Origin of the sequence: Thioclava sp. F36-6 (genome assembly GCF_002020305.1) — a bacterium.
Lineage (GTDB): Bacteria > Pseudomonadota > Alphaproteobacteria > Rhodobacterales > Rhodobacteraceae > Thioclava > Thioclava sediminum.
The window spans coordinates 1,122,566-1,149,355 of sequence record NZ_MPZX01000001.1 but is presented as its reverse complement, the minus strand read 5'-3'; the positions used below and the strand labels follow the sequence as shown (position 1 = coordinate 1,149,355).

The following is a 26,790-nucleotide window of genomic DNA, read 5'->3' as shown; positions in this document are numbered from 1 at the left end:
CCCTCAGCTCCTCAGTGTTCGACCAGGTCGGACAGAAGGTTGTCCGGCAAGGCATCGTGATAGTTCTGGACGAGTTGCGTCACCGACGGCCCGATGATGTTGGTCACGAGATCGGGATAGACACCGAGCAGCAACGTCATCGCGACCAGCGGCGCGAAGATCCATTTCTCGCGCGTACTCAGGTCGGTGATCGCACGCAGGCTCTCCTTGATCAGATCGCCGAAGACGACCCGGCGATAGAGCCAGAGCGCATAGGCCGCCGACAGGATCACGCTCGTCGTGGCGAAGAGCGCAACCCACGTATTCACCTGGAAGACGCCCACGAGGATCAGGAACTCGCCGACGAAATTGGCGGTGCCGGGAAGGCCGACATTGGCCATCGTGAAGAACATGAAGATCGTCGCATAGGCGGGCATGCGCTTCACCAGGCCGCCATAGGCCGAGATCTCGCGCGTATGCATCCGGTCGTAGACCACACCCACCGCGAGGAACAGCGCCGCCGAGGTGAAACCGTGCGCGACAACCATGAAGATACCGCCCTCGATGCCCTGCTGCGTGCCCGAGAAAATCCCGAGCAGCACGACGGCCATGTGCGCGACCGAGCTATAGGCGATGACGCGTTTGATATCGGTCTGCACCAGCGCCACGAGCGAGGTCCAGATGATCGCGATCACCGCGAGCCACATCGCCCAGGGGCCAACCACGAGGTTGCCCACCGGGAACATCGGCAGCGAGAAGCGCAGGAAACCGTAATCGGCGAGCTTCAGCAGCACCGCGGCCAGCACGACCGAACCGGCCGTCGGCGCCTGCACGTGCGCGGCAGGCAGCCAGGTGTGCACCGGCCAGAGCGGCATCTTGATCGCGAAGGAGATGAAGAAGCCGAGCCAGAGCAGCGTTTGCACCCCGCCGGGGATCGTTATCCCGAGTATGTGCACCGGTGTGTATGGGAACTCGTAGACGAGCAGCCCCGGCATGTCGGTCGTTCCGGTGTGGAAGTAGATGTAGATGATCGACACCAGCATGAAGACCGAGCCGAAGAAGGTGTAGAGGAAGAACTTGAACGCGGCGTAGACGCGCTGCTTGCCCCCCCAGATACCGATGATCAGGAACATCGGGATCAGGCCCGCTTCGAAGAACAGGTAGAACAGCACCAGATCGAGTGTGACGAAGGTGCCCACCATCAGCGTCTCGAGGACGAGGAAGGCGATCATGTATTCCTTCACGCGGTCGGTGACGTTCCAGCTACCGACGATCACCAGCGGCATCATGAAGGTGGTCAGCATCACGAAGAGGATCGACAGGCCGTCGACGCCCACGCGGTACTGGAACCCCATGATCCAGGAGTATTTCTCCATGAACTGGAAGCCGGTGTTGGACGGGTCGAACCCGGCCAGCAGGAACAGCGAGATCAGGAAGGTGACCGACGTCGCGGTCAGCGCCACCCATTTCGCGTTCCGGTCCGCCTCGGGCGAGCCGCCGCGCAGAACCAGCGCGAGGATCAGCGCCGCCACGGCGGGCGTGAAGATGACGATGGAAAGCAGGTGTTGCATCAGTTCGCCCCCCCGTTGAGGACGACCCAGAGCATGAGACCGACAATCCCGATCACCATGGCGAAGGCGTAGTGGAACAGATAGCCCGATTGCATCCTGTTAAGGAACCTCGTGAATGTCGGGACGATGCCGACGGCCATGCCGTCGATAACTCGGTCAATCGAGCCCTCGTCCCCTTTCTTCCAGAATTGATAGCCGAACCAGAGCGCCGGGCGCACGAAGATGCGCTCGTACAGCTCGTCGAAATACCACTTGTTGAGCAGGAAGCGGTAAAGGCCCGGCTGCGCCTCGGCGAACCGCTTCGGCAGGCTGGTGTCCTTGATGTAGAACAGCCATGCCACGAGAAGCCCTGCAAGCATCGCCACGAAGGGCGAAACCTTGACCCAGGCCGGCGCGTGGTGCGCCTTGTCGATGACCTCGTTTTCCTGACCCATGTAGATCGCGCCCTGAGGTGCGACGCCCGGATACTTGATCACCGCCGTCGAGACGCCGACATCCGGCGAGGTCTTGGCCTCGTCCATCAGCTCGGCCTCGGCCTGATCTTCAGACATGGTCGCATCCGGCACCGGCGGCGTTGCGCCATGGGTGCCCTCGCCGGTCTGCGCAGCCTCGCCATTCGTCGCGTGACCCGCATCCGCCGTTTGCTCGGCATGGGCCGGAAGCCCGAAGAACTTCACCAGCTTCGCGTGATCGCCGAAGAAGACGTTGTACCAGATCATCCCGGCGAAGATCGCGCCGAAGGACAGGACCACCAGCGGCACCGTCATGACCCAGGGGCTTTCCTTCGCGTGATCATGCGCATGATGATCGCCGCGCGGCTTGCCGAAGAAGGTCATGAAGATCAGGCGCCACGAGTAGAAGGACGTGAAGGCCGCCGCGATGACCAGAAGCCAGAAGGCATAGCCCGCGCCGGAACCGCCCCAGACGCTCTCGATGATTGCGTCTTTCGACAGGAAGCCCGCGAAGCCGATCGGCGTGAAGGGGATACCGACCCCGGTGATCGCCAGCGTACCGAAGATCATCGCCCAGAAGGTCAGCGGCACCTTTTTGCGAAGGCCGCCATAGTTCCGCATGTCCTGCTCGTGGTGCATCGCGGTGATGACCGAACCCGCCGAAAGGAACAGCAGCGCTTTGAAGAACGCGTGGGTCAGCAGGTGGAACATCGCCACCGAGTAGACGCCGACACCGGCCGCGGCGAACATGTAGCCCAGCTGCGAACAGGTCGAATAGGCGATGACGCGCTTGATGTCGTTCTGCACCAGACCGACGGTCGCGGCGAAGAAGGCGGTCGAGGCGCCGATCACGACGATGAAGGTCTGCGCATGCGGAGCGTATTCGTAGACCGGCGACATGCGGCAGACGAGGAACACGCCCGCGGTCACCATGGTCGCGGCGTGGATCAGCGCCGACACAGGCGTCGGGCCTTCCATCGCATCCGGCAACCATGTGTGCAGGAAGAGCTGCGCCGATTTACCCATCGCACCCACGAAGAGCAGGAAAGCGCAGAGCTCGACCGCGTTCCAGGACCCCCAGAGGAAGTCGAGATTGGTCTCTGACAAGGCCGGCGCCGCCGAGAAGACGTCGTCCAGCTGCAGCGAGCCGGTCATGTAGAACAGACCGAACATCCCCAGCAGGAAGCCGAAATCGCCGACACGGTTGACGATGAAGGCCTTCATCGCCGCCGCGTTGGCCGAGGGTTTCTTGTAGTAGAAACCGATCAGCAGGTAGGAGGCGACACCGACGCCTTCCCAGCCGAAGAACATCTGCAGCAGGTTGTCCGAGGTCACCAGCATCAACATGGTGAAGGTGAAGAAGGACAGGTAGGCGAAGAAGCGCGCCTTGTAGTTCTCGCCCTTGCCTTCGTCGAAATTCTCGTCATGGGCCATGTAGCCCCACGAGTAGAGATGCACGAGCGAGGAGACCGTCGTCACCACGATCAGCATGATCGCGGTCAGTCGGTCCATCCGGATCGCCCAGGAGACGTCCAGCTCCCCCGAGGTGATCCAGTTCAGGACGTGAATGTGCTGCGTCTGATCGCCCAGCGTGAGAAAGACGATCCAGCTGAGCAGAGCGGCGAGGAACAGAAGGCCCGTGGTCAGGACCATCGCGCCCTTTTCGCCGATCACCCGCCAGCCGAAGCCACCAAGGATCGCACCGACCAGCGGCGCAAAGAGAATGATCGTTTCCATCGTCCCTTATCCCTTCATCACGTTGACGTCTTCGACCTCGATCGAGCCGCGGTTGCGGAAGAAGACCACGAGGATCGCAAGGCCGATCGCGGCCTCGGCTGCCGCAACGGTCAGCACGAAGAGGGTGAAGATCTGTCCGACGAGGTCATCCAGATAGGCCGCGAAGGCCACCAGGTTGATATTCACCGCCAACAGCATGAGTTCGATCGACATCATGATGACGATCACGTTCTTGCGGTTCACGAAGATCCCGAAAATGCCGATCACGAACAGCGCGGCAGCCACGCCAAGGTAATGTTCCAATCCGATCATGCGTTCACCCTCGTTTCCGAACTCGCGTTTTTCGCTTGCTTTTGTTCGCTCACAGCCCCTGCCCCGGTTTGACGTCCACCATTTCCATCGTCTTGGACGGATCGCGATGCATCTGCGCGATGACGTTCTGGCGCTTGACGTTGGTACGATGGCGCAGCGTCAGAAGGATCGCCCCGATCATCGCGACCAACAGGATCAGGCCCGCCGTCTGGAAGAGGTAGAGGTATTTGTCATAGACGAGCAGGCCGATCGCCTGCGCGTTGGTCATGCCCTCGGGCACCGGATCGGCACGCAGGCTTTCCGCCATGCCGGAGGTCTGCCATGCGCCGAAGGCGATGCCCAGCTGCACCAGCATCACAACCCCGATCAGGAGGCCCAGCGGCATGTAGCGCGCCAGCTCCCCTTTCAGCGCGGCGAAGTCGACATCGAGCATCATCACCACGAAGAGGAAGAGCACCGCGACCGCGCCGACATAGACGATGATCAACAGCATCGCGACGAATTCCGAGCCCAGCAGCACGAAAAGCCCCGCAGCCGAGAGGAAGGTGAGGATCAGCCAGAGCACCGAATGGACCGGGTTCTTGGAAATCACCACCATGAAGCCCGCGACCACCGCCGTAATGGCGAAAAGGTAGAAGGCGAAAGCAAACACCGTCATTCGTTCTCTCCCGAATTCTCGTCGAAGACCGATTGCGCGATCTCGAGCGCGCGGGTCATGGCGGGCACCCCGCCGAACATGCTCATCTGAAAGATCACCTCGGCGATCTCGCGTTGCGTGGCCCCGGCCTCGAGCGCGTGGCGGATCGTCAGGCGCAGCTGCGAGTCCGCTTGCGCGCCCAGCACCGTGAGCGCGGCGATCGTCACCAGAAGCCGCGTCCGGCTGTCGAGCCCTTCGCGGTTGAAGGTCTTGCCGAACCACATCTCCATCATGTCCTTCGACATAGTGGGGAAGAGTTTCTCCATCGCAGCCGGATTGAAACTTTCCAGCGCCGGATTTAACAGCCGCGCCATCTCGGCCGACTGCTCCATCATGTTGCTAAAGAGTTTCGAAAAATCGTCGGTCATCTGTAAGGCGCATCCAGTTCGAGGTTGCGGGCAATCTCGGCTTCCCAGCGGGCCCCGTTCTCAAGGAGTTTCTGCTTGTCGTAGAACAGCTCCTCGCGGGTCTCGGTCGAGAATTCGAAATTCGGACCTTCGACGATCGCATCCACCGGGCAGGCTTCCTGACAGAAGCCGCAATAGATGCATTTCGTCATGTCGATGTCGTAGCGCGTCGTGCGGCGCGAGCCGTCGGCGCGGGGTTCCGCGTCGATCGTGATCGCCTGCGCCGGGCAGATCGCCTCGCACAGTTTGCACGCGATGCAGCGCTCTTCCCCGTTGGGGTAGCGGCGCAGGGCGTGCTCGCCACGGAAGCGCGGCGACAGCGGGCCCTTCTCGTGCGGGTAATTCAGCGTGGGTTTCGGCGCGAAGAAATAGCGCATCCCCAGACCGAAGCCTTTGATGAAGTCCACCAGCAGGAAATACTTGGCAGCGCGGTTATAGTCGAAAGCCATCTATCAGCTCCCCATCGCCCAGCGGGCCCAGAAGTGCCCGAAGATTTCGAATTTCGCGAGGAAGGCGATGATCACCACCCACGCCAGCGACAGCGGCAGGAAGACTTTCCAGCCAATCCGCATGAGCTGGTCGTAGCGGTAGCGCGGCACGATCGCCTTCACCATCGCGAACATGAAGAAGAAGAACACCATCTTGGCGAACATCCACAGTACCCCGTCAGGCAACCCCGGGATCGGGGACAGCCAGCCGCCGAAGAACAGGATCGACATCAGCGCGCACATCAGCCAGATCGCGATATATTCGCCGGCCATGAACAGCAGATACGGGGTCGAGCTGTATTCCACCATGAAGCCCGCAACGAGTTCGGATTCCGCTTCCGGAAGGTCGAAGGGCGGGCGGTTGGTCTCGGCCAGCGCCGAGATGAAGAACAGCGCCACCATCGGCAGGTGGGGCAGCCAGTACCAGCCCAGCAGGCCCCAGCCGGTATCCTGCGCGCGCACGATCGTCGACAGGTTCAGCGAGCCCGTCGAGATCACGACGCCGATGATGATCAGGCCAATCGAGACCTCGTAGGAGATCATCTGTGCGGCCGAGCGGAGCGAGCCGAGGAACGGGTATTTCGAGTTCGAAGCCCAGCCGCCCATGATTACGCCGTACACCTCGAGCGAGGAGGCCGCGAAGACGAACAGCAGTGCGACGTTGATATCGGCCAGCACCCAACCGTCGGCAAACGGGATCACCGCGAAGGTCAGCATCGCCAGCACGAAGCTCAGGATCGGGGCGAGGAAATAGACGAACTTGTCAGCACCCGCCGGCACGACGATTTCCTTGACCACATATTTCAGCGCATCCGCGAAGGTCTGCATCAGGCCCCAGGGCCCGACGACGTTCGGCCCGCGACGCATCTGCACGGCAGCCCAGATCTTACGGTCGCCATAGACCAGCCAGATCATCGAAAGCATCACGAAGGCGATAACCGCCAAGCTCTGCAGCACGATCAGCAGGAAGATCCCGAAAGGTGTCGCGAAGAATTCAGCCATGATGTCCCACTCTCTTCATACGGTCGGAATGCCGCGATCCATGCAATCGGCGACGGTCACTTCCGCGTCGATCGTCTTGAGTCCCTGCGGCAAGGCGGGCGAGATGGTGTAGACCGCATCTGCCCGCCAGATGCCACCCTCTTCAGTCACATTCGTGCGCACGTGGCGCGCAAATCCATAGCCGCGCACCAGCGCATATTGCGCGGCTGCGCATTGGGCATAATCGGTCGCCGCTTTCTCGCCAGCGCCCTCGCCCGAGACGCGCGCGCGGATCTCCACCAGATCGCTGTCGAGGAGCCGTGTCTCGGTGCCCCGATAGTCCGGTTTGACCGCGCTATCCCCCTGCGCCCCGCCAGTCGGCGTGCACGCCGCCAGACCGGCCAGAAGGCCGGGGGCGAGCGGTGCGATATTGGGCAGGGTCTGCATCATCCGTCTCAACCTCACTCGGCGGCGACCGGCGCTTCGGCCCGCGCTTTCGCGAGGCTGGCGCATTCGCCCATCACGACGGAGGCCCGTGCGATCGGGTTGGTCAGGTAGAATTCGTGGATCGGCAGACGGAAGGTCGCCTTGCCCATGTCGCGCGGCTCGATCGCCTGCACTTCGTTCTCCACAACCTCATCGACCTGCGCGAGATGCGGCACCTCTGCCACCATCGCGCGGCGCAGACCGGCCAGCGTGTCCCAAGGTTGCTTGGCGTCAAGCTCGGCCGAGAGCGCGCGCAGGATCGCCCAGTTCTCTTTCGCCTCGCCCGGCGGGAAAGCCGCGCGGAAAGCAAGCTGCGGACGCCCTTCGGTGTTCACGAAGAGGCCGTTTTCTTCCGTGTAGGCCGCGCCCGGCAGGATCACGTCGGCGCGGTTGGCCCCGCGGTCGCCGTGGCTGCCCTGATAGATCACGAAGGGACCGCCCTCGGCGCGCGGGGTGATCTCCACCTCGTCGGCGCCCATGTTGTAGATCACTTCGGCGCCGTCGATGGCCGCGAGCAGTCCGCCCTCGGTCACAGCGCCCACATCCATCGCGCCGACACGGGCCGCAGCGGTGTGCAGCACCATGAACTTGGCGTTGGAGTTCTCGGCCAGCTTCATCGCATGGGCCAAAACCGCCTCGCCATCGGCTTCGTTCAAAGCGCCCTGCCCGATGATGACGACGGTGTTCTTCGCCTTGGTCGCGTCCGAGATCGTCTTGCCCGACAGCTCGGCAAGCGCCGCGCGGTCGGTGCCGACATGGACGTAGTCATAGGTCAGATCGCAGGCTTCGCCGACGAGACCGACAGTCGCGCCCTTGGCCCAGGCCTTGCGGATACGCGCGTTCAAAACAGGCGCTTCCACCGCCGGGTTCGCGCCGATGATCTGCACCATCTCGGCGTTATCCAGATCGGCGATCGTCGCGTTGCCGACATAGCCGTAGCGGTTACCGATCGGCAGACGCGCGCCATCGGTGCGGCATTCGACGGTGCCGCCCAGACCTTCGATCAGTTGCTTGAGCGAGAAAGCTGCCTCGGTCGAGACCAGATCGCCCACGAGACCGGCGACTTTCTTACCCTTCATCGCCTCGGCGGCGGCGCTCAGCGCCTCGCCCCAGCTTGCAGGCTTCAGCTTGCCGTCTACGCGGACGTAAGGCTTGTCGAGACGCTGGCGGCGCAGACCGTCCCAGACGAAGCGGGTCTTGTCGGAGATCCACTCCTCGTTCACGTCGTCATTGTTGCGCGGCAGGATGCGCATCACTTCGCGCCCCTTGGTGTCGACGCGGATGTTCGAGCCCACGGCGTCCATCACGTCCACGGTCTCGGTCTTCGTCAGCTCCCACGGACGCGCGGTGAACGCGTAGGGCTTGGAGACCAGCGCGCCCACCGGGCACAGGTCGATGATGTTGCCCTGCATGTTCGAGGCGAGCGTCATGTTCAGGTAGTTCGCGATTTCCGCATCCTCGCCCCGGCCGGTCTGGCCCATCTGAGTGATGCCCGCGACTTCGGTGGTGAAGCGCACGCAGCGGGTGCAGGAGATGCAGCGCGTCATATGGGTCTCGACCAGCGGGCCGAGGTTCAGCTCGGTCGCGGCGCGCTTGGGCTCGCGGTAGCGGCTGAAGTCCACCCCGTAAGCCATTGCCTGGTCTTGCAAATCGCATTCGCCGCCCTGGTCGCAGATCGGGCAGTCGAGCGGGTGGTTGATGAGCAGGAACTCCATCACCCCCTCGCGGGCCTTCTTGACCATCGGCGAGTTCGTCTTGATCACCGGCGGCGCGCCTTCCGGCCCCGGACGCATATCGCGCACCTGCATCGCACAGGAGGCGGCAGGTTTCGGCGGGCCGCCCACGACTTCCACCAGACACATCCGGCAGTTGCCCGCGATCGACAGACGCTCGTGGTAGCAGAAGCGCGGGATCTCGATCCCCGCCTGTTCGCACGCCTGGATCAGCGTGAGGTTCGGATCGACCTCGACCTCGTTCCCGTCGATGATGATCTTTCTCAGGTCAGCCATGGCTATCCGTCTCGTCTCTTCGGGCGCGAGGTTGCCCCCGCGCGGGTTTTAGGTCAGGCCGCGTATCCGCAGCCCATCGGGAAGACCCAAGCGCCGTCCCGGTATGTATCGTCAATCGACGAGGCCACAGCCCCGCCGCAGATGGCGTTCGCGGCCCGCTTGGCCTCGGCGCCCTCGTCATTTCCAAAGGGCGCCGCCTGCCGCATCACAACAAGCGCGCCGTTTGCGTCATAGGTCGCCGTGTAGCCCTCGACTGCCGCCAGTCGGCGCGGGCCTTTCGTGGCCTCGTTGCCGCCCGGAGTGCCCATGCAGCCACCGAGCGCCAGCGCGCAGCCCGATATGATTACCGCCCGCATCATGCAGCCTCCGCCGCACAGGCGCGCGTCTTCCACAGCGTGGCTTGCGGCAGGTCTTTCCAGCCGAAGGCACGCTCGGACGCGCCATTCGCGCGCAGCTCTTCGAGCCGTTCCAGCGCCTCGTCGAGCGTGGGCTGATGGCCCGCGGGCACCCACCACATGACGAAATGCTGCTGACCGAGAAGTTCGAACCACTCCGCGCGGCGCTCGTAGAAAGCGCGATGCACGGTGTTCCAGACGAATTTCTCGAGGCTTTCCACGTCTTCCCAGACCGTCAGGTTCGACACGAAGCACGGGTCGCCGCCGATCTTGGCCTCGGTATTGCCGGTGCCGGGCTCGCCCGAGCCTTCCATCATCCAGACGAACCCGTCCGACCGCTTGCCAATGCCGTTCACCGCGTCGAGGGCTTTCATGAAAGCCTCCACACGCGGGTCGCCCGGTTCGGCAACCAGTCGGCCGATATTCAGCTCGGCCAGGTGATATCCGGCGGGTTGCTTCATTCGGCAGCCATCGCCCCCATGCGGCCCGTCTTGCGGGCCTTGATGCGGTCTTCGATCTCTTCGCGGAAGTGCCGGATCAGACCCTGGATCGGCCAGGCGGCTGCGTCGCCGAGCGCGCAGATCGTGTGGCCCTCGACCTGTTTGGTCACGTCGAACAGCATGTCGATCTCTTCGATCTCGGCCTCGCCGCGCACCAGACGGTCCATCACGCGCATCATCCAGCCCGTGCCTTCGCGGCAGGGCGTACACTGGCCGCAGCTCTCGTGCTTGAAGAACTTCGAGAGGCGCCAGACGGCTTTGATCACGTCGGTGTTCTGATCCATGACGATCATGCAGGCGGTGCCGAAGCTGGATTTCAGCTCGCGCATGCCGTCGTAATCCATGATCGCGTCTTCGCATTGATCGGCGGGCAGGATCGGGCAGGACGCGCCGCCCGGGATCACCGCCTTGAGGTTCTTCCAGCCGCCACGGACGCCGCCGCCATGCTTCTCGATCAGTTCCTTCATCGAGATCGACATGGTCTCTTCGATGACGCAGGGCGTGTTGACGTGGCCCGACATCGCAAACAGCTTCACGCCGGTGTTGTTCGGACGCCCGAAGCCCGCATACCACTCCGCGCCGCGGCGCAGGATGGTCGGCACAACGGCGATGGATTCCACGTTGTTCACCGTGGTCGGGCAGCCATAGAGGCCCGCGCCTGCCGGGAACGGCGGCTTCATCCGGGGCATGCCCTTCTTGCCTTCGAGGCTCTCCAGCAGCGCCGTTTCCTCGCCGCAGATATAGGCCCCCGCGCCGTGCGACAGGTAGACGTCATAATCGTAGCCGGAGCCGCAGGCGTTCTTGCCGATCAGCCCGTCCTCATAGGCCTCGTCGATCGCGCGCTGCAGCGCCTCTTTCTCGCGGACATATTCGCCGCGGATGTAGATATAGGCGGCCGCAGCGCCCATCGCGAAACCGGCGATCAGCGCGCCTTCGATCAGCGTATGCGGATCGTGGCGCATGATTTCGCGGTCCTTGCAGGTCGCGGGTTCGGATTCGTCCGCGTTGATCGCGAGGAAGGCCGGACGCCCGTCGCTTTCCTTCGGCATGAAGGACCATTTGAGACCCGTCGGGAAGCCTGCCCCACCGCGCCCGCGCAGGCCGGAGGCCTTCACTTGCTCGATGATCCAATCCTTGCCTTTCGACAGGATCTCGCCAGTGCCGTCCCAATGCCCGCGCATCTTCGCGCCCTGCAGAGAGCGGTCATGCATCCCGTAGAGATTGGTGAAGATCCGGTCTTGATCCTTCAGCATATCGCTTCCCTCACTTGCCGGATTTCCGGCGCCAGATGCGCCAGACGAGTGCCAGCGCGTAGATATAGGCGGCTATCGCCGCGAGATCGCCGATCAGCGCGACCTGCGCCGACCAGCCCTGTTGTTGTCCGATCCATTGCAGGAGGAGCCAGAGGAGCGTGGCGACGGCAATGATAAGGGCGGCTTTACGCCCCAACGCCCTGTCGTGCTCGTCGATCTGGCTCATTCACCCCCGCTCAGTAATCGTTCGTCTTCGCCCGTTCGAGGAATGCATCCATGCCTTCCTCGACGATGATCTTCGCCTGGCTGACCCACTTGTCGCGGGTGCAGCGGCCCTTGAAACGCGGCACGTTCTGGTCCGCATAGGCAATCTCTTCGGGGCCCCATTTCGCGATCTGGTCGTAATGGTATATACCCCAGCCGTTCAGCGTCTCTTCGAGCTTCGGCCCGACGCCTTCGATCTTCTTGAGATCGTCGGCCCCCGCCTTGCGCGGCTGCTTCAGTCCACGCGGCTTCTTGCCGTCGCCCTCGGCGGCCTCGGGTTGCCCCCCGGCATTGGCGGCGGGCTTGTCCGCGACCTGCGCCGACATCGCGGAGAGCGGGTTCGTGTCGTCGCTCTCGGGCTCGGCCTTGGGCGCCGCTTTCGGCTCTTCGGCTTTAGGCTCTTCCGCCTTCGGCTCGGCCTTGGGCTCATCCGCCTCTGCCTCGTCCGTCGCAGGCTTGGTGGTCGGGCCGGGCTCGGGCTTGTCCGCCTCGGGCGTGGCCTCTTCGTCCTTGGGCGTCATCGTGTCGGCATGCGCCACTTCGCGCTCGGCTGCGGGCGTTGGTGCCGCCGCTGCCGCCTGCGCCTGCGCCGCGACCCCTTCGGGCGAGGAGGCGTTGAAGGTTTCGACCGGGCTTTCGGGAATTGCGGAGTCGTCGGAGGATGCTCCGGTGCCGTCAGCCGCGCCCGGCGCGCCATGTTCCGAGCAGAATGCCCAGATCAGGAAGGCGCCGAACAGCAGGAAGGTCATCAGACCGAGGAAAAGAGCCACGAGGAAGGGCTCATGCGCCACGACCATCAGGAATACGGTGACCACAAGCCCCGTAATACCTGCCCAGATACCCGCCTTGCCGCGGCACCCTTGTGTCTGATCACCCATTCCTGTTTCTCCATTCACTCCGCCGAACGGCGGTCTCTACCCTGTTGCGATTACTCGTAAATGCCGTCTTTCTTTGCGCGCGACGAGAATTCGGTCTCCGCCCCGCTGGCCAGTTTCTCTGCCTGACCTTTCCAGTCGTCGCGCGTCGCGCGACCTTTGAAGCCTTCGAGATTGCTGTCGACCCAAGCGAGTTCCGCATCGGTCCAGCCAGCGATCTGGTCGAAATGATAAATGCCCATCGAATGCAGAAGCGTCTCGAGCTTCGGCCCGACGCCCTTGATCATCTTGAGGTCATCGGCCCCACCGTCGCGCGGTGCGTCGAGCAGCTTGGGCTTCTCGCCCGCCTCTGCCTGCGCGGTCTCGGGTTTCGCGTCGGCCTCGGTACCTTCGGGCTCACGCTTGGACTCCGGGCGGGCCTTCGAGGTGGCCTGAGCTTCGGATTTCGTCACGCCGGTCTTGTCGGCGGGCGTATCCTTGGCGGGCTTGGCCTCGGTCTTCTTGGCGGCCTTGCGCTCTTCGTCCTGTTGCGCGGCAGAGCGCGGACGCTCCTGCCCCATCGTGCCGATCGGGCCGCGCTGGCCCGAGCTTTGCCACGGTGCGGCGAGCGGCACTTCCGTGCCGTCGATGCGCTTGATCGTGTCGCCGATCGCCAGCGCCCAGCCGACGGAGGCGTTGTACTCTTCCTTGTCGCCCTTGGACTCGGTGAGCGCAGTAAGGCCCGAGGCGGGCTCGGACGAGAAGCGGCCGGTCTGCGAGCCGGGCTTCGGCACATTGCCCTTGCCCATCTCGTCGATCAGCTTCGCGAGGCTCTCTTCGGTCAGGTCTTCGTAGTAATCCTTGCCGACCTGCATCATCGGAGCGTTCGCACAGGCGCCGAGGCATTCGACCTCTTCCCACGAGAACTTGCCATCTTCCGAGAGCTGGAACGGCTCGGCGGCGATCTTTTCCTTGCAGACCTTCATCAGGTCTTCCGCGCCGCAGATCATGCACGAGGTCGTGCCGCAGATCTGCAGGTGGGCAACCGAGCCGACCGGGGCCAGCTGGAACATGAAGTAGAAGGTCGCGACCTCGAGCGCCCGCATATAGGGCATGTCGAGCATCTCGGCGACGGTCTCGATCGCCGGACGGCTCAGCCAGCCTTCCTGTTCCTGTGCGCGGAACAGCAGCGGGATGATCGCCGAGGCCTGACGGCCGACCGGGAACTTGGTCATCTGGGCCTTGGCCCATGCGAGGTTCTCGGGCGTGAACTCGAAACTATCGGGTTGTTCCGGGTAAAGACGGCGAAGCATTAGCGGTCAACCTCCCCGAACACGATATCCATCGTGCCGATGATTGCAGACACGTCGGCGAGCATGTGCCCCTTGGCGACGTGATCCATGGATTGCAGATGCAGGTAACCCGGAGCGCGGATCTTCGCGCGATACGGCTTGTTCGTGCCGTCGGCCACCAGATAGACGCCGAACTCGCCCTTGGGCGCTTCGACGGCGGCATAAACCTCGCCCGCGGGGACGTGGAAGCCTTCGGTATAAAGCTTGAAGTGGTGGATCAGCGCTTCCATCGAGCGCTTCATCTCCGACCGCTTCGGCGGGGTCACCTTGCCGCGAGCAAGCACGTCGCCCTGATTTTCCGGCATCCGCAGCTTCTCGATCGCCTGCAGGACGATCTTGGTCGACTCGCGCATCTCGGCCATCCGGCAGAGGTAGCGGTCGTAGCAATCGCCGTTCTTGCCGATCGGGATCTGGAAGTCGAACTCGTCATAGCACTCGTAGGGCTGCGCGCGGCGCAGGTCCCATGCGAGGCCGGAGCCGCGCACCATCACGCCGGAATAGCCCCATTGCTGGATCTCTTCCTCGGAGATGACGCAGATATCGACGTTGCGCTGCTTGAAGATGCGGTTCTCGGTCAGCAGCCCTTCGATATCGTCGAGCACTTTCGGGAACTCATGCGCCCATGCCTCGATATCGTCGAGCAGCTTCGGCGGCAGGTCCTGGTGGACACCGCCGGGCCGGAAATAGGCCGAGTGCAGACGTGCGCCGCAGGCTCGCTCGTAGAAGACCATCAGCTTCTCGCGCTCCTCAAACCCCCAGAGCGGGGGCGTCAGCGCGCCGACGTCCATCGCCTGCGTCGTCACGTTCAGCAGATGGTTCAGGATGCGCCCGATCTCGGAATAGAGCACGCGGATCAGCGAACCGCGACGCGGCACTTCCACGCCGGTCAGCTTCTCGATGGCGAGGCACCACGCATGTTCCTGGTTCATCGGCGCGACGTAGTCGAGGCGATTGAAGTAAGGCAGGTTCTGCAGATAGGTGCGGCTTTCCATCAGCTTCTCGGTGCCACGGTGCAGCAAGCCGATATGCGGGTCGGCACGTTCCACGACCTCGCCGTCCAGCTCCAGCACCATGCGCAGCACGCCGTGGGCGGCCGGGTGTTGGGGACCGAAGTTGATGTTGAAATTGCGGATGCGCTGCTCGTCGGTCAGCGTGTCCCTCGAGCCGTCATCATAGACATTGTTGCGGATATCGCCGTCCATCATTTCGCCTCCTCGCCCTTCTCGTCACCGGGGAGGATGTATTTGGCCCCTTCCCATGGCGAGAGGAAATCGAACTGCCGGTATTCCTGCGTCAGCTTCACCGGCTCATAGACGACGCGCTTGAGCACTTCGTCGTAACGCACTTCGACATAGCCCGTCGTCGGGAAATCCTTGCGCAGCGGATGGCCACGGAAGCCGTAATCGGTCAGCAGCCGGCGCAGGTCCGGGTGCCCCGAGAAAAGGATGCCGAACATGTCGAAAATCTCGCGCTCGAACCAATCGGCACAGGGGTGCAGCTTGGTGATCGAGGGCACCATGTCCTCTTCGCGGACTGCCGCCTTAATGCGGATGCGCTGGTTGCGATACATCGACAGGTAATGCCAGACGACATCGAAGCGCTGCGGGCGTTCGGGCCAGTCGATGGCCGTGATGTCCACGAGGTTGGTGAAGCGGCAATTCGGATCGTCGCGCAGGAACTCGGTGAACCCGGGAACGGATTGCGCGGTGATCGTGACCGTCAGCTCGTCGAAGGCGATCTCGGTGGAGACCACGTCATCGGGGCGCTTCAGCTCGATATGGCCGGCCAGTTCGCGAAGGGCAGTATCGTCCATCTCTCGCTCTCCTCAGCGCACCAGCGTGCCGGTGCGGCGGATTTTGCGTTGCAGCTGAAGGATGCCGTAAAGCAGCGCCTCCGCCGTGGGCGGGCAGCCCGGAACGTAGATATCGACCGGCACGACGCGGTCGCAGCCGCGCACCACCGAATAGCTGTAGTGGTAATAGCCACCGCCATTCGCGCAGGAGCCCATCGAGATCACGTAGCGCGGCTCGGGCATCTGGTCGTAGACCTTGCGCAGAGCGGGCGCCATCTTGTTGGTCAAGGTGCCGGCGACGATCATCAGATCGGACTGGCGCGGCGAGGCGCGCGGCGCGGTGCCGAAGCGTTCGAGGTCGTAGCGCGGCATCGACACCTGCATCATCTCGACGGCGCAGCAGGCGAGGCCGAAGGTCATCCAGTGCAGCGAGCCGTTGCGCGCCCAGTTGATGATGTCTTCGGTGGAGGTCAGCAGGAAGCCTTTATCCTGCAATTCCTTGTTCAGCGTCTGCGTCGCGACTTCGCGATCCGCACCGGCGGTATTGGCAGAGGTCATCACGCCCATTCCAGCGCCCCTTTCTTCCACTCATATGCGAATCCTACGGTCAGGACCGTCAGGAAGACCATCATCGACCAGAATCCGACCATGGAAAGCTGACCGAAGGCCACCGCCCAAGGGAAGAGGAAGGCCACTTCGAGATCGAAAATGATGAAGAGGATGGAAACGAGGTAGAAACGAACGTCGAACTTCATCCGGGCATCGTCGAAGGCGTTGAAGCCGCATTCGTAGGCCGACACCTTCTCAGGGTCGGGATTGCGGACCGCCACCACTGCCGCGGCGAGCATGAGCACAAGGCCCAACACGATCGCCATGGCGAGAAAGATGAGGATGGGAAGATATTCGCGCAGCATGTCATGCATGGGCTTGGCTCCCTAACATCGCGACGACTTGTCGCGCAGGTTCTGGCTAGGCGAGCAATAGCCTTGCGCCCCATTGGGGTCAACCGAGAGCAGGCCGGAAAATCATGCAAATGCGGGCCACAGATGCTTTTTGCATACGAATGTATGCGAATTTTTTGCGCTTCGAGCGCCGCTCAGAGCCTGCCCGCGTTGGACTGCGCCGCTTTTGCAGCAGCGCAGCCTTCGATCAAACTTAACGGCGCTTTGAATTTTCGGAATATTCGACCTGCGCGCCGCAGGGTGCCGCTTAAGGCTGCCTTAAGCTTTCCACGCCGCATCGCGCTTCTCGAAAAACGCGGTGATTCCTTCATCCGACTCGGCGGATTCCCAGCGAGTCACCAACGCCTCGATCGTCATGTCGATCACGCTCTCGTCGATCCGCGGCCCCAGCGCGCGGACCAAGGCCTTGGCCTCGCCCACCGCGCCCGGCGCGCAGGCGAGATAGGGCTCGGCCTCGGCCATCACGGCGCGCTCCAGCACCTCGGGCAAAACCACCTTGGCCAGCAATCCCAGATCACGCGCCTCGGCGGCCTCGAAGATCCGCGAGGACATGAAGACGCGGCGCGCCCGGGCCTCGCCCATGCGCGCGACGACATAAGGAGAGATCGTCGCGGGCGTCAGGCCCAGCCGCGTTTCGGTCAGCCCGAATTTCGCGCCCTCGACGCCGATGGCCACGTCACAGACCGACATCATGCCAATCCCGCCGCCGAAGGCGTTGCCCTGCACCGCGCCGATCACCGGTTTCGGGCAGGTGTTGAGCGCCTGCAGCATCCCTGCGAGCTTGCGCGCCGCCGCCGCACGCTCTTTCGCGCCCGCCGCGATCTGGCTCTGCATCCATTTCAGATCGCCACCCGCGCAGAAGCTGCGTCCTTCGGCAGCGAGGATCACCACGCGCACGGCGTCGTCCGAGCCAAGCTGGCCGATGGCCGCGGTGATCTCTTCCATCATCTGCTCGGAGAGCGCGTTATGCTTCTCCGAACGCGCCAGCGTGAGCCGCGCGATGCCGCGCGCATCGGTCTCGGTCTTGATCGTCTCAAACATCGCCCTGCCCTTTCATCTTCTTCGCCATCGCGGCCGCCTCGGCCAGAACGGCCGTATCCAGCCCGGTCTCGTAGCCCAAAGCGTCAAGACGCGCCTGCACCGCCTCCGTCGCTACATTGCCAGCCGCGCCGGGTGCATAGGGGCAGCCGCCCAGACCGCCGACGCAGGCGTCGAACACCCGCAGGCCCATCGCCAGCGAGGCTTCGATATTCTCCAGCGCCCGCCCGGAGGTGTCGTGGAAATGCCCGGCGAGCTTTTCCGCCGGGACCTCACCCAACACCGCGCGCAGCATCGCCGTCACGCTTTCGGGCGTACCCTGCCCGATCGTGTCGCCGAGGCTGATCTCGTAGCAGCCCATGTCGCGCAGTTGCTCCGCGACCCGGGCCACGTTCTCCGGCGGCGTTTTCCCATCGAATGGGCAATCCGTGACGACAGAGATATAGCCGCGGACTTTCATATTATCGACTTTCGCAGCCTCCATGATGGGCGCGAACCGCTCCAGGCTTTCACTGATCGAACAATTCAGGTTCGCGCGCGAAAACCCCTCGGAGGCGGAGGCGAAGATCGCAACCTCATCGACTTTGGCCGCTTTCGCCGCCTCATAGCCTTTCATGTTCGGCGTCAGCGCCGCGTAGGAAATACCGGGGCGGCGCGTGATCCCGGCGAAGACTTCCGCCGAGTCGGCCATCTGCGGCACCCATTTCGGGCTGACGAAAGACCCCACCTCGATCCGGCGGAACCCGGCCCGGCTCAGGCAATCGACCAGCGCGATCTTCTCGGAAAGCGCGATCTGCCGCTTTTCGTTCTGCAGCCCGTCACGCGGGGCCATCTCGAAGATTTCGACGCTCTCAGCCATTGGTTTGCTCCATCGGGGGCAGCTCGTAGAAATCCTGCGCATACATGCTCGCCCCGCCCTTCTCGACCGCGCGCTGATAGGCGGGCCGCGCCTCGATCCGGTCGCGATAGGCGGAGATGTTCGGGAAGCCCTCGCGCGGCACGAAGCGGAACATCGCGTCGATATTGAACCCCATCATGCAATCGGCTGCCGAGAACGTCCCGATCAGCCAGTCGCGCCCGACCAAATGCGCCTCGAGCGCCTTCATCGTCACGCCGAGCCGCTTCGTCTCGAGCGCCATCATCGCGGGCGAGCGCGCCTCGGGCGGACGCAGGAAGATATGCTGAATATTGAGGCTTTGCAGGATGTTGCCCTGCGTCTCCGCGAAATGCACCCATTCGAGGAAATCCGCCCGGGTCGGCTCTCCCGTGACCGGGGCCAGCCCTGCCTCGGGCCGGGTCTCGGTCAGGTATTCGACGATCGCGCCGCTCTCGAAGATCGACCGCCCGTCGACCTCCAGCGCCGGGATGCGCCCGGCGGGCGAGAGTTCGCGAAACTCCAGGCTGCGCAGCGAGCCATCGGTGAGCGACCATGTCTGAAGCTCGTACTCGAGTCCCATCTCCTCCAGCAGCCACAGCACCCGCATCGAGCGCGCGCCGGGGATGTGATGCAGTCGGATCATGCCTCGTCCTCCAGCCGAATGAGCGCCGCGCCCGCTTCGACCTGCGCGCCCTCAGTCACCAGAACCTCGGCCACCACACCGTCGCGGGCCGCGCGCATCGTGTGTTCCATCTTCATCGCTTCCATGATGGCAAGCCGGTCGCCCGCCGCAACGGTGTCGCCGGCCGAGACGAAGACCGCCTTCACCAGCCCCGGCATCGGTGCGAGCGTCAGATCGGAGGCGTCGGCATCCGCCCCGCGCGCCAGCGGGTCGGGGATATCGAAGCGATGCGCGCCATGCAGGAAAATGGTGATCGCGCCGTCCGACTGCGCCATCCGCGCCCCGGTCTTAGCACCATTCACCCGCCAGCCATCCTCGGCGAGCTGGCATTCGTGGGCCTGCTCGCCCAGCTCGACCGTGACTTGGCCCGGCCCGTGCACGCGGATCGCGGCCTCTTCCTCGAAAGGCACGGCGCGGCGCGGCGACTGCCAGAGGCTGAAGCCGCTCGCATCGCCGTCCCAAAGCCCGGCCGCGGCGATCACGGCCAGCGCTTTTGCGGCAACCGGCGTCTCGGTCGGGGCGGCGAGCGCCTCGATCTCGCGCCCGATCAACCCGGTATCGACCTTGCCCTGCGCGAAGCCCTCGTGCCGCGCGAGCCGCGCGAGGAAGGCGAGGTTCGTCACCGTGCCCGCCACTTCCGTCTCTTCCAAGGCACGTGCGAGCTGCCCCAGCGCGGTCGCCCGCGTCGGCCCATGGGTGATGACCTTCGCGATCATCGGGTCATACCACGGGCTGATCGTGTCGCCGGTGCGCACCCCGGTATCGGCACGGCACCCATCGGCGAAGCGCAGATGCGAGAGCGTGCCCGTCGCGGGCAGGAAGCCCGCCGGGACGTCTTCCGCATAAAGCCGCGCCTCGAACGCGTGGCCGGTGATCGTCAGATCGTCCTGCGCGCAGGGCAGCGGCTCACCCGAGGCCACCCGCAATTGCCATTCGACTAGATCGACCCCCGTGATCGCCTCGGTCACGGGATGCTCGACCTGCAGGCGGGTGTTCATCTCCATGAACCAGAACCGATCCGGGCGCAGCCCGTCTGAGCCGTCCACGATGAACTCCACCGTGCCCGCGCCTTTATAGCCGATCGCCTCGGCGGCACGGGTGGCCGCCTGCCCCATCGCGTCGCGCATCTCGGACGTCATGCCCGGCGCCGGGGCCTCCTCGATCACCTTCTGGTGGCGACGCTGGAGCGAGCAGTCGCGCTCGAACAGATGCACCGCGTCCTCGCCATCGCCGAAGACCTGCACTTCGATATGGCGCGGCGAGCCGATGAATTTCTCGATCAGCACGGCAGGATTGCCGAATGCGGTCTGCGCCTCGCCCTGCGCGGACGCCAGCGCATCCGCGAAGTCGGACGGCGCCTCGACCAGCCGCATCCCCTTGCCGCCGCCGCCCGCAACCGCCTTGATCAGCACCGGGTAGCCGATCGTGTCGGCCGCGCCCGCGAGATGCTCAGGGTCCTGATTGTCGCCGTGATAGCCCGGCACGACAGGCACGCCCGCCTTTTCCATCAGCGCCTTGGCGGCGTCCTTGAGCCCCATCGCGCGGATCGCCTTGGCCGAGGGGCCGATGAAGACCAGCCCCGCCGCCTCGACGGCATCGACGAAATCGGGGTTCTCCGAGAGGAACCCGTAGCCCGGATGGATCGCCTGCGCGCCGGTTTTTTTGGCCGCGTCGATGATCGCATCACCGAGCAGATAGCTGTCTTTGGGCGCGGGGCCGCCAATGGCCACCGCCTCGTCGGCCATCGCCACATGGCGCGCCTCGCTGTCGGCCTCGGAATAGACGGCGACGGTCGCCACGCCCAGTTTGCGTGCGGTCTCGATCACGCGGCAGGCGATCTCCCCGCGATTGGCGATCAGGATCTTGGAAAACATGTCGGTCTCCCCTTTGAGAGCGTCGGAGGGGGCGCTGCCCCCGCTCCTGCGGAGCCCCCCGGGATATTTCGGCCAAGTCGAAGTTTTGCGTTTCGCCTTGGTCCAAATATCCCCGCCGGAGGCATGAAAGTTACATCCGGAACAGGCCGAAGCGGGTCGGCTCGATCGGAGCGTTGAGCGCGGCGGAGAGCGAGAGCGCCAGCACGTCGCGCGATTTGCGCGGGTCGATGATGCCGTCATCCCAGAGCCGCGCCGAGGCGTAGAGCGGGTGCGACTGGCGCTCGAACATCTCGATGGTGGGGCGCTTGAACTCGGCCTCTTCTTCGGCCGACCACTGGCCGCCCTTGCGCTCGATCCCGTCGCGTTTGACGGTGGCGAGCACGCCTGCGGCCTGTTCGCCGCCCATCACGGAGATCCGCGAGTTGGGCCAGGTCCAGAGGAAGCGCGGGGAATAGGCCCGGCCCGCCATGCCGTAATTGCCCGCCCCGAAGGAGCCGCCGACCAGCATCGTGATCTTCGGCACCGAGGTGGTGGCGACGGCGGTGACCATTTTTGCCCCGTGGCGCGCAATGCCTTCGTTTTCATATTTGCGGCCCACCATGAAGCCGGTGATGTTTTGCAGGAAGACCAGCGGGATCGACCGCTGCGAGCACAGTTCGATGAAATGCGCGGCCTTCTGGGCGGCTTCCGAGAACAGCACGCCGTTATTGGCGACGATGCCGACGGGACAGCCTTTCACATGTGCGAAGCCGGTGACGATCGTCTCGCCGAAGCGCGGTTTGAACTCGTCGAAGCGCGAGCCGTCCACCAGACGCGCGATCACCTCGCGGATGTCATAGGGGGTGCGCAGGTCCGCCGGGACGACGCCGAGGATTTCCTCGGGGTCGTAGGCGGGTTCCTCGGGCGACTGCCAGTTCACCGTCGAAGGTTTCGTGTAGTTGAGATTGCCGACCGCGCGGCGCGCCAGCGCCAAAGCATGGGCGTCATCCTCGGCCAGATAATCGGCCACGCCGGAGAGGCGCGTATGCACATCGCCGCCGCCCAAATCCTCGGCGGTGACGACCTCGCCTGTCGCGGCCTTTACCAAAGGCGGGCCTGCGAGGAAGATCGTGCCCTGCTCTTTCACGATGATCGTCACATCGGACATCGCGGGCACATAGGCGCCGCCTGCCGTGCAGGACCCCATCACCACGGCGATCTGGGCGATGCCCTTCGCGGACATCCGGGCCTGATTGTAGAAGATGCGCCCGAAATGGTCGCGATCGGGGAAGACCTCGTCCTGATTGGGCAGGTTCGCGCCGCCCGAGTCGACGAGGTAGATGCAGGGGAGATGGTTTTCCTCTGCGATCTCCTGTGCGCGCAGGTGCTTCTTCACCGTCAGCGGGTAATAGGTGCCGCCCTTCACGGTGGCGTCGTTGGCGACCACCATGACCTCCTGGCCCTGCACCCGGCCGATCCCGGCGATCACGCCCGCACAGGGCGCGGCATTGCCATACATATCATGCGCCGCCGTCGCGCCGATTTCCAGAAACGGCGAGCCGGGATCCAGGAGCCCCGCCACCCGTTCGCGCGGCGCCATCTTGCCACGCGACAGGTGCCGCTCCAGCGCGGCGGGGCCGCCGCCTGCCGCCGCCTGTGCAGCCGCGTTTTCGATTTGCGACAGCGCGTCGAGATGCGCCTTGCGATTGGCCTGAAAGTCCTCCGACGAGGTCAGGGCCTGCGATAACAGTTTCATTCCATCCTCCCCAAATCGCGCAGTTCCAGCGCGCGTTGCGCCGTACGCTCGAGGTAGCATTGCGACGCCACGACCGTGCGGATCGTGCCGTCCTTCCAAATCTCGTAGAGCAGCCCGCAATCGGCGTCGCGATACTGCCCCCACGCGCTTTGCGCATCGAGCAGCTTGTTGGCGAGCTCCGTGCCGCCCTGCTCCAGCAGACGGGCGCGCGCCGCCTTGTATTGCGACTTCGCGATATCGTCCCAGACCTGCGCCTCGCCTTGCAGGCAAGCCGAGATGCCGAGGGTCGTATCGCCGCCCGGCTGATCCTGACAGGCGGCGGCCGCCTCGCCGATACAGGCGGGATGGGTATCCTTCGCCCCGTCGAAACAGGCGCGTACTGCGTTCGTGTCGACGCTCGGCTCCTGCGCCAAGGCGGGCGTGGCACAGATCAGTGCCGCGACGATTGATAGCCCTTTCATTGGGTATCTCCTTCAAGCTGCTCGGCCCGCGCGATCAGACGTAGTGCCTGCGCTCCAGTCAGTTGCATTTCGCATTGCGATCCGGCCGGGCCTGCGCCCGAGCCGCCGCCCCAAGTCGACATTTCATAGGTGCAGGACGCATCGCGATAGGCGATCCATGCGCGCTGCATTTCTTTCAGCGCAGGCACCTGCGGCGGCGCGGCGGAACCCAGCTCTTTCAGTTCCGCATCCATCTTGCCGTCCTGTGCAACGATCGTCTGATAGGCTGCATTCAGGCGCGCGTCCCAATCGTCGCGTTCTGCACCGAAACAAAAGCCCATGCCCGCATTGCTCGAGCCGGCATTGTCGACGGTCATGCAATGTGCCGCGCCAAGCCCGATACAGGCGCTGCGCGCGGGTCCGCTCTTTGCGGAGAGACAAGCCGTGATCACCTGCGGATCATAGGTGACGGGAATGCCTTCGGCCCGCGCGGCAGTGGCCGATAGGCCCAGCATGGCGACAGCGACCATCCAAAGCGTCTTCATTGCGTCCCTCCCTTGCCTTGAGCGGACAGCGTCTCGGCCCAATTCTGCAGTTCCAGCGCATGTTCGGCAGTCTTGCGCATCAGGCAGCGCGCCTCGTCCGCCTCCGCACCCGCGCCCTGCAGCGCGGACCCATAGGCGCAGGCGCCATCGCGGTAGCGCGCCCAGGCGGCTTCCGCCTCACCCAGCTGCGCGCCTTGCAATCCGGACGGAGACTTGCCCGCCACGATTTGCGCCGCGTCACTGGCCGCCGCCGCCCGGCGTAAGCTGTCGAGGGCTGTCGCCGCCCGGTCAGACCAGAGGGCACGTTCGGCATCATAGCAGGCGCGGCGGTCGGTGGGGCTTGCATCAACGCCGATGCAGTTCTCCGCCGCTTTGCCGATGCAGGCCGCAGGGTCGCCGGCGTTCGACAGGCAGCTCTCCAGCGGGGCCGGATCGAAATCCACCCCTGCCCCTTGGGCCTGCGCCGCCAGAGGCGCTGCAAGCCCGATCAGGAGGAGAGCGCCCGCCCGCATCAGACGGCTCCCATGATCTCGCGCCCGATGAGCATCCGACGGATTTCCGAGGTGCCCGCGCCGATCTCCATCAGCTTCGCGTCCCGGAACAGGCGCGAGACGTTGGAGTCGTTTAGGAACCCGGCGCCGCCAAGGGCCTGCACCGCCTGATGCGCCTGCACCATTGCCTGCTCGGACGCATAAAGCACGGTGGCAGCCGCATCCTGACGCGTCACCGCGCCACGATCACAGGCCTTCGCGACCTCGTAGGTGTAGGCCCGCGCGGTGTTCATCGCGACATACATATCGGCGATCTTGCCCTGCATGAGCTGGAAATTCCCGATCGGCTGGCCGAACTGCTCGCGCTCCTTGCAATAGGGCACGACCTCGTCGAGGCAGGCCATCATGATGCCGGTGCCGATGCCCGAAAGCACCACGCGCTCGTAATCGAGGCCCGACATCAGGACGCGCACGCCGCGCCCCTCTTCGCCCAGCACGTTCTCGAAGGGCACTTCGCAATCCTCGAAGAAAAGCTGCGCCGTGTTAGAGCCGCGCATGCCGAGCTTGTCGAAATGCTTGGAGGTGGAGAAGCCCTTGAAATCCTTCTCGACGATGAAGGCGGTGATACCTTTGGAGCCCGCTTCCGGATCGGTCTTGGCATAGACCACGAGCGTATCGGCATCGGGGCCATTGGTGATCCAGTATTTATGGCCGTTGAGCACGTAATAGCCGTTGCGCTTCTCGGCCTTGAGCTTCATGCCCACCACATCCGAGCCTGCGCCGGATTCCGACATCGCCAGCGCGCCGACGGATTCGCCGGAGATCAGCCCGGGCAGGTATTTCTTCTTCTGCTCGTCAGAACCGTTCAGCTTGATCTGGTTCACGCAGAGGTTGGAATGCGCGCCGTAGCTGAGCGCGATCGAGGCCGAAGCCCGCGCGATTTCCTCGGTGGCCACGACATGGGCGAGATAGCCCATCCCGGCCCCGCCAAATTCTTCCGACACGGTGATCCCGAGCAGGCCAAGCTCGCCCATCTCGGTCCAAAGCTCGTTCGGAAACTCATTATCCAGATCGGTTTTGGCCGCGATCGGGGCCACACGCTCGGACGCCCAACGGCGCACCATATCGCGCAGTGCGGCGATATCCTCGCCCAGATCGAACTCCATCGAACCTGCGAACATCGGATCTCCTCCCCCGGTTTATTGAACGCACGTTCATTTATGCGCAATTGCCGAGTCGGGTCAAGGCCCGTGGGCTGGTGCGCGGGCAAACGACGCAGCGGCACGAGCCACTGGCACAGGGGCTGGTCACTTGCAGTGATTGCCGCCACAAAGAGACCTGAGAGCTTGGAAACCAACGGGAGCGCAGATGGGCCAGCCACGTCATATCGTGATCGGAGCGGGGATCGTCGGCACGATGACCGCATGGGCGCTGGCTCGCCGGGGGTTGCCGGTGACGGTGATCGACCGCCTGCCCGGCCCGGCGGAGCTGTGCTCGCGCGCGAATGCCGGGATCGTCTCGATCGGCCATGCGAGCGCCTGGGCGGGGCCGGATGCCTTGCCGCAACTGCTGCGCGCGATTGCGGGGCGCAATCCCGGCGTGAAGCTGACCGCGCCCTTCGATCCGGCGCTGTGGCGCTGGGGGACGACCTTCCTGCGCAACTGCACCGGGGCCGCGCAAGCACGCAACACCGCGCGAATGATGCGGCTGGCCGAGACCGCCCGCGCCGCCCTGCCCGACATGGCGCAGGAGCTGGCGCTGGACGCGCTGATCCGCTTTGAAGGTGGGCTCTACTTGCACAATTCCACCGCCGAGATCGACGCGCATGACGACGGGCGACTGACCCGGATCGACCCGGACTGGCTGGCCGAGAACGATCCGCTGCTCGCCGAGGCGGGTTTTGCGGGCGGGTTCCTCTCGCCGATGGATGCCGCGGGCAATTGCCATGAGGTGACCCGCGCCGCCGCCAAAGCCCTTGCTGCCAAGCACGGCGTGCAATTTCGCTACAACAGTGCGGTGACCGGGTTCACGCAGGCTCATGGCAAGATCACCGGGGTCAACCTCGCCGACGAGACGCTGCCTGCCGCACAGGTGATCCTTGCGACCGGGGTGGAGACACCCGATCTGGCGCGGCCTCTGGGCTTTGCGCCGGATATCTACCCGGTGAAGGGTTATTCGGGGACATGGGAGGTCCGCGATCCGAGCCGCCTGCCCCGCCACCCCTATATCGACGAGGCCGCGATGCTGGCCGTGGCCTCCTACGGTGGTGTCTTGCGAGTGACCGCGATCGCCGAATTCGCCGGACGCGATCGGACGCTGCGCGAGGATCGCACCAAGGTGCTGACCGATTACGTCGCCGCGCGCTTCGGCGATGCGGTGAGCGATGCGCCGCCGGTACTGTGGACCGGGCTGCGACCCTCGACGCCGCATGGCCCGCCCTTCCTTGGCCGGGTGAAGTCTTACGACAACCTGTGGGTCAATGCGGGCCACGGCCAACTGGGCTGGACGCTCTCGGCGGGCTGCGGCGCGCTACTGGCCGATGCGATCACCGGCGCCGCCAACGGGCCGCGCGAGGTGTCGGCCCCGGCGCGCTGGCTGGCGCCTCTGTGACGCCCGA

General features: G+C 64.4%; 29 protein-coding genes. 1 reads left to right on the top strand and 28 read right to left on the bottom strand.

Annotation, left to right across the window (positions count from 1 at the left end):
- Positions 1 to 11 precede the first annotated feature (11 nt).
- The 28 genes from BMI88_RS05285 to BMI88_RS05150 all read right to left on the bottom strand — a co-directional run bounded on the left by BMI88_RS05285 (position 12) and on the right by BMI88_RS05150 (position 25,354).
- Complete coding sequence (locus BMI88_RS05285) at positions 12 to 1,550, bottom strand: NADH-quinone oxidoreductase subunit M (RefSeq protein WP_078546628.1); 1,539 nt, start codon at positions 1,548 to 1,550, stop codon at positions 12 to 14.
- A complete protein-coding gene (gene nuoL, locus BMI88_RS05280) occupies positions 1,550 to 3,739 on the bottom strand; it encodes an NADH-quinone oxidoreductase subunit L (RefSeq protein ID WP_078546626.1) in 2,190 nt (729 codons plus the stop codon). The genes BMI88_RS05285 and nuoL overlap by 1 nt, the downstream gene beginning before the upstream one ends.
- 6 nt (positions 3,740 to 3,745) lie before the next feature.
- A complete protein-coding gene (gene nuoK, locus BMI88_RS05275) occupies positions 3,746 to 4,051 on the bottom strand; it encodes an NADH-quinone oxidoreductase subunit NuoK (RefSeq protein ID WP_075774485.1) in 306 nt (101 codons plus the stop codon).
- Positions 4,052 to 4,100: 49 nt separating this feature from the next.
- Complete coding sequence (locus BMI88_RS05270; RefSeq protein WP_078519419.1) at positions 4,101 to 4,709, bottom strand: NADH-quinone oxidoreductase subunit J; 609 nt, start codon at positions 4,707 to 4,709, stop codon at positions 4,101 to 4,103.
- The gene (locus BMI88_RS05265) at positions 4,706 to 5,116 is read right to left on the bottom strand and encodes a carboxymuconolactone decarboxylase family protein (RefSeq protein ID WP_078546624.1); all 411 of its coding nucleotides are present in this window, start codon (positions 5,114 to 5,116) and stop codon (positions 4,706 to 4,708) included. The genes BMI88_RS05270 and BMI88_RS05265 overlap by 4 nt, the downstream gene beginning before the upstream one ends.
- On the bottom strand, positions 5,113 to 5,604 hold the full coding sequence (nuoI, locus tag BMI88_RS05260; RefSeq protein WP_075774482.1) for an NADH-quinone oxidoreductase subunit NuoI: 492 nt from the start codon (positions 5,602 to 5,604) through the stop codon (positions 5,113 to 5,115). The genes BMI88_RS05265 and nuoI overlap by 4 nt, the downstream gene beginning before the upstream one ends.
- Before the next feature lie 3 nt (positions 5,605 to 5,607).
- Positions 5,608 to 6,645, bottom strand: a complete 1,038-nt coding sequence (gene nuoH / locus BMI88_RS05255) for an NADH-quinone oxidoreductase subunit NuoH (RefSeq protein ID WP_078546622.1) — start codon at positions 6,643 to 6,645, stop codon at positions 5,608 to 5,610.
- A gap of 15 nt (positions 6,646 to 6,660) precedes the next feature.
- Complete coding sequence (locus BMI88_RS05250; RefSeq protein ID WP_210402014.1) at positions 6,661 to 7,071, bottom strand: hypothetical protein; 411 nt, start codon at positions 7,069 to 7,071, stop codon at positions 6,661 to 6,663.
- Positions 7,072 to 7,085: 14 nt separating this feature from the next.
- Positions 7,086 to 9,119 carry an NADH-quinone oxidoreductase subunit NuoG gene (gene nuoG / locus BMI88_RS05245; RefSeq protein WP_078546620.1) on the bottom strand — a complete coding sequence of 678 codons (2,034 nt, stop codon included), beginning with the start codon at positions 9,117 to 9,119 and terminating at the stop codon, positions 7,086 to 7,088.
- A gap of 53 nt (positions 9,120 to 9,172) precedes the next feature.
- Positions 9,173 to 9,478, bottom strand: coding sequence for a hypothetical protein (locus BMI88_RS05240; protein ID WP_146673475.1), 306 nt, complete (start codon positions 9,476 to 9,478; stop codon positions 9,173 to 9,175).
- Positions 9,475 to 9,975 carry a DUF3291 domain-containing protein gene (locus BMI88_RS05235; protein ID WP_078546616.1) on the bottom strand — a complete coding sequence of 167 codons (501 nt, stop codon included), beginning with the start codon at positions 9,973 to 9,975 and terminating at the stop codon, positions 9,475 to 9,477. The genes BMI88_RS05240 and BMI88_RS05235 overlap by 4 nt, the downstream gene beginning before the upstream one ends.
- Complete coding sequence (gene nuoF / locus BMI88_RS05230; RefSeq protein WP_078539526.1) at positions 9,972 to 11,267, bottom strand: NADH-quinone oxidoreductase subunit NuoF; 1,296 nt, start codon at positions 11,265 to 11,267, stop codon at positions 9,972 to 9,974. Before nuoF ends, BMI88_RS05235 begins: the two co-directional genes overlap by 4 nt.
- Before the next feature lie 10 nt (positions 11,268 to 11,277).
- Positions 11,278 to 11,493, bottom strand: a complete 216-nt coding sequence (locus BMI88_RS05225) for a DUF5337 family protein (protein ID WP_078546614.1) — start codon at positions 11,491 to 11,493, stop codon at positions 11,278 to 11,280.
- 10 nt (positions 11,494 to 11,503) lie between these two features.
- Positions 11,504 to 12,409 carry a hypothetical protein gene (locus tag BMI88_RS05220; protein WP_078546612.1) on the bottom strand — a complete coding sequence of 302 codons (906 nt, stop codon included), beginning with the start codon at positions 12,407 to 12,409 and terminating at the stop codon, positions 11,504 to 11,506.
- A gap of 50 nt (positions 12,410 to 12,459) precedes the next feature.
- Positions 12,460 to 13,698 (bottom strand): NADH-quinone oxidoreductase subunit E, encoded by a 1,239-nt coding sequence (locus BMI88_RS05215; RefSeq protein ID WP_078546610.1) that lies wholly within the window; start codon positions 13,696 to 13,698, stop codon positions 12,460 to 12,462.
- Entirely contained in the window at positions 13,698 to 14,942 is a 1,245-nt protein-coding gene (locus tag BMI88_RS05210) for an NADH-quinone oxidoreductase subunit D (protein WP_078546608.1), read from the bottom strand. Before BMI88_RS05210 ends, BMI88_RS05215 begins: the two co-directional genes overlap by 1 nt.
- Positions 14,939 to 15,550, bottom strand: a complete 612-nt coding sequence (locus tag BMI88_RS05205; protein ID WP_078519431.1) for an NADH-quinone oxidoreductase subunit C — start codon at positions 15,548 to 15,550, stop codon at positions 14,939 to 14,941. Before BMI88_RS05205 ends, BMI88_RS05210 begins: the two co-directional genes overlap by 4 nt.
- Positions 15,551 to 15,562: 12 nt before the next feature.
- On the bottom strand, positions 15,563 to 16,087 hold the full coding sequence (locus BMI88_RS05200) for an NADH-quinone oxidoreductase subunit B (protein ID WP_075774728.1): 525 nt from the start codon (positions 16,085 to 16,087) through the stop codon (positions 15,563 to 15,565).
- Positions 16,087 to 16,452: an NADH-quinone oxidoreductase subunit A gene (locus tag BMI88_RS05195; RefSeq protein WP_078519432.1), complete on the bottom strand. Its 366-nt coding sequence runs from the start codon at positions 16,450 to 16,452 to the stop codon at positions 16,087 to 16,089. Before BMI88_RS05195 ends, BMI88_RS05200 begins: the two co-directional genes overlap by 1 nt.
- A gap of 297 nt (positions 16,453 to 16,749) precedes the next feature.
- Positions 16,750 to 17,532, bottom strand: coding sequence for a crotonase/enoyl-CoA hydratase family protein (locus BMI88_RS05190; protein ID WP_078539532.1), 783 nt, complete (start codon positions 17,530 to 17,532; stop codon positions 16,750 to 16,752).
- Entirely contained in the window at positions 17,525 to 18,388 is an 864-nt protein-coding gene (locus BMI88_RS05185) for a hydroxymethylglutaryl-CoA lyase (RefSeq protein WP_078546606.1), read from the bottom strand. Before BMI88_RS05185 ends, BMI88_RS05190 begins: the two co-directional genes overlap by 8 nt.
- On the bottom strand, positions 18,381 to 19,049 hold the full coding sequence (locus tag BMI88_RS05180) for a glutathione S-transferase family protein (protein ID WP_078546604.1): 669 nt from the start codon (positions 19,047 to 19,049) through the stop codon (positions 18,381 to 18,383). Before BMI88_RS05180 ends, BMI88_RS05185 begins: the two co-directional genes overlap by 8 nt.
- The gene (locus BMI88_RS05175) at positions 19,046 to 20,962 is read right to left on the bottom strand and encodes an acetyl/propionyl/methylcrotonyl-CoA carboxylase subunit alpha (protein WP_078546602.1); all 1,917 of its coding nucleotides are present in this window, start codon (positions 20,960 to 20,962) and stop codon (positions 19,046 to 19,048) included. The genes BMI88_RS05180 and BMI88_RS05175 overlap by 4 nt, the downstream gene beginning before the upstream one ends.
- Before the next feature lie 130 nt (positions 20,963 to 21,092).
- On the bottom strand, positions 21,093 to 22,697 hold the full coding sequence (locus tag BMI88_RS05170; RefSeq protein WP_078546600.1) for a carboxyl transferase domain-containing protein: 1,605 nt from the start codon (positions 22,695 to 22,697) through the stop codon (positions 21,093 to 21,095).
- A complete protein-coding gene (locus BMI88_RS05165) occupies positions 22,694 to 23,158 on the bottom strand; it encodes a lysozyme inhibitor LprI family protein (RefSeq protein WP_078546598.1) in 465 nt (154 codons plus the stop codon). The genes BMI88_RS05170 and BMI88_RS05165 overlap by 4 nt, the downstream gene beginning before the upstream one ends.
- On the bottom strand, positions 23,155 to 23,682 hold the full coding sequence (locus BMI88_RS05160) for a lysozyme inhibitor LprI family protein (protein WP_078546595.1): 528 nt from the start codon (positions 23,680 to 23,682) through the stop codon (positions 23,155 to 23,157). The genes BMI88_RS05165 and BMI88_RS05160 overlap by 4 nt, the downstream gene beginning before the upstream one ends.
- Positions 23,679 to 24,194, bottom strand: a complete 516-nt coding sequence (locus tag BMI88_RS05155; RefSeq protein WP_078546593.1) for a lysozyme inhibitor LprI family protein — start codon at positions 24,192 to 24,194, stop codon at positions 23,679 to 23,681. The genes BMI88_RS05160 and BMI88_RS05155 overlap by 4 nt, the downstream gene beginning before the upstream one ends.
- A complete protein-coding gene (locus tag BMI88_RS05150) occupies positions 24,194 to 25,354 on the bottom strand; it encodes an isovaleryl-CoA dehydrogenase (RefSeq protein WP_078546592.1) in 1,161 nt (386 codons plus the stop codon). Before BMI88_RS05150 ends, BMI88_RS05155 begins: the two co-directional genes overlap by 1 nt.
- A gap of 187 nt (positions 25,355 to 25,541) precedes the next feature.
- On the opposite strand from BMI88_RS05150, the gene BMI88_RS05145 reads away from it, so the two are divergent.
- Positions 25,542 to 26,783 carry an FAD-dependent oxidoreductase gene (locus tag BMI88_RS05145; RefSeq protein WP_078546591.1) on the top strand — a complete coding sequence of 414 codons (1,242 nt, stop codon included), beginning with the start codon at positions 25,542 to 25,544 and terminating at the stop codon, positions 26,781 to 26,783.
- The last annotated feature ends 7 nt before the right edge of the window (positions 26,784 to 26,790 follow it).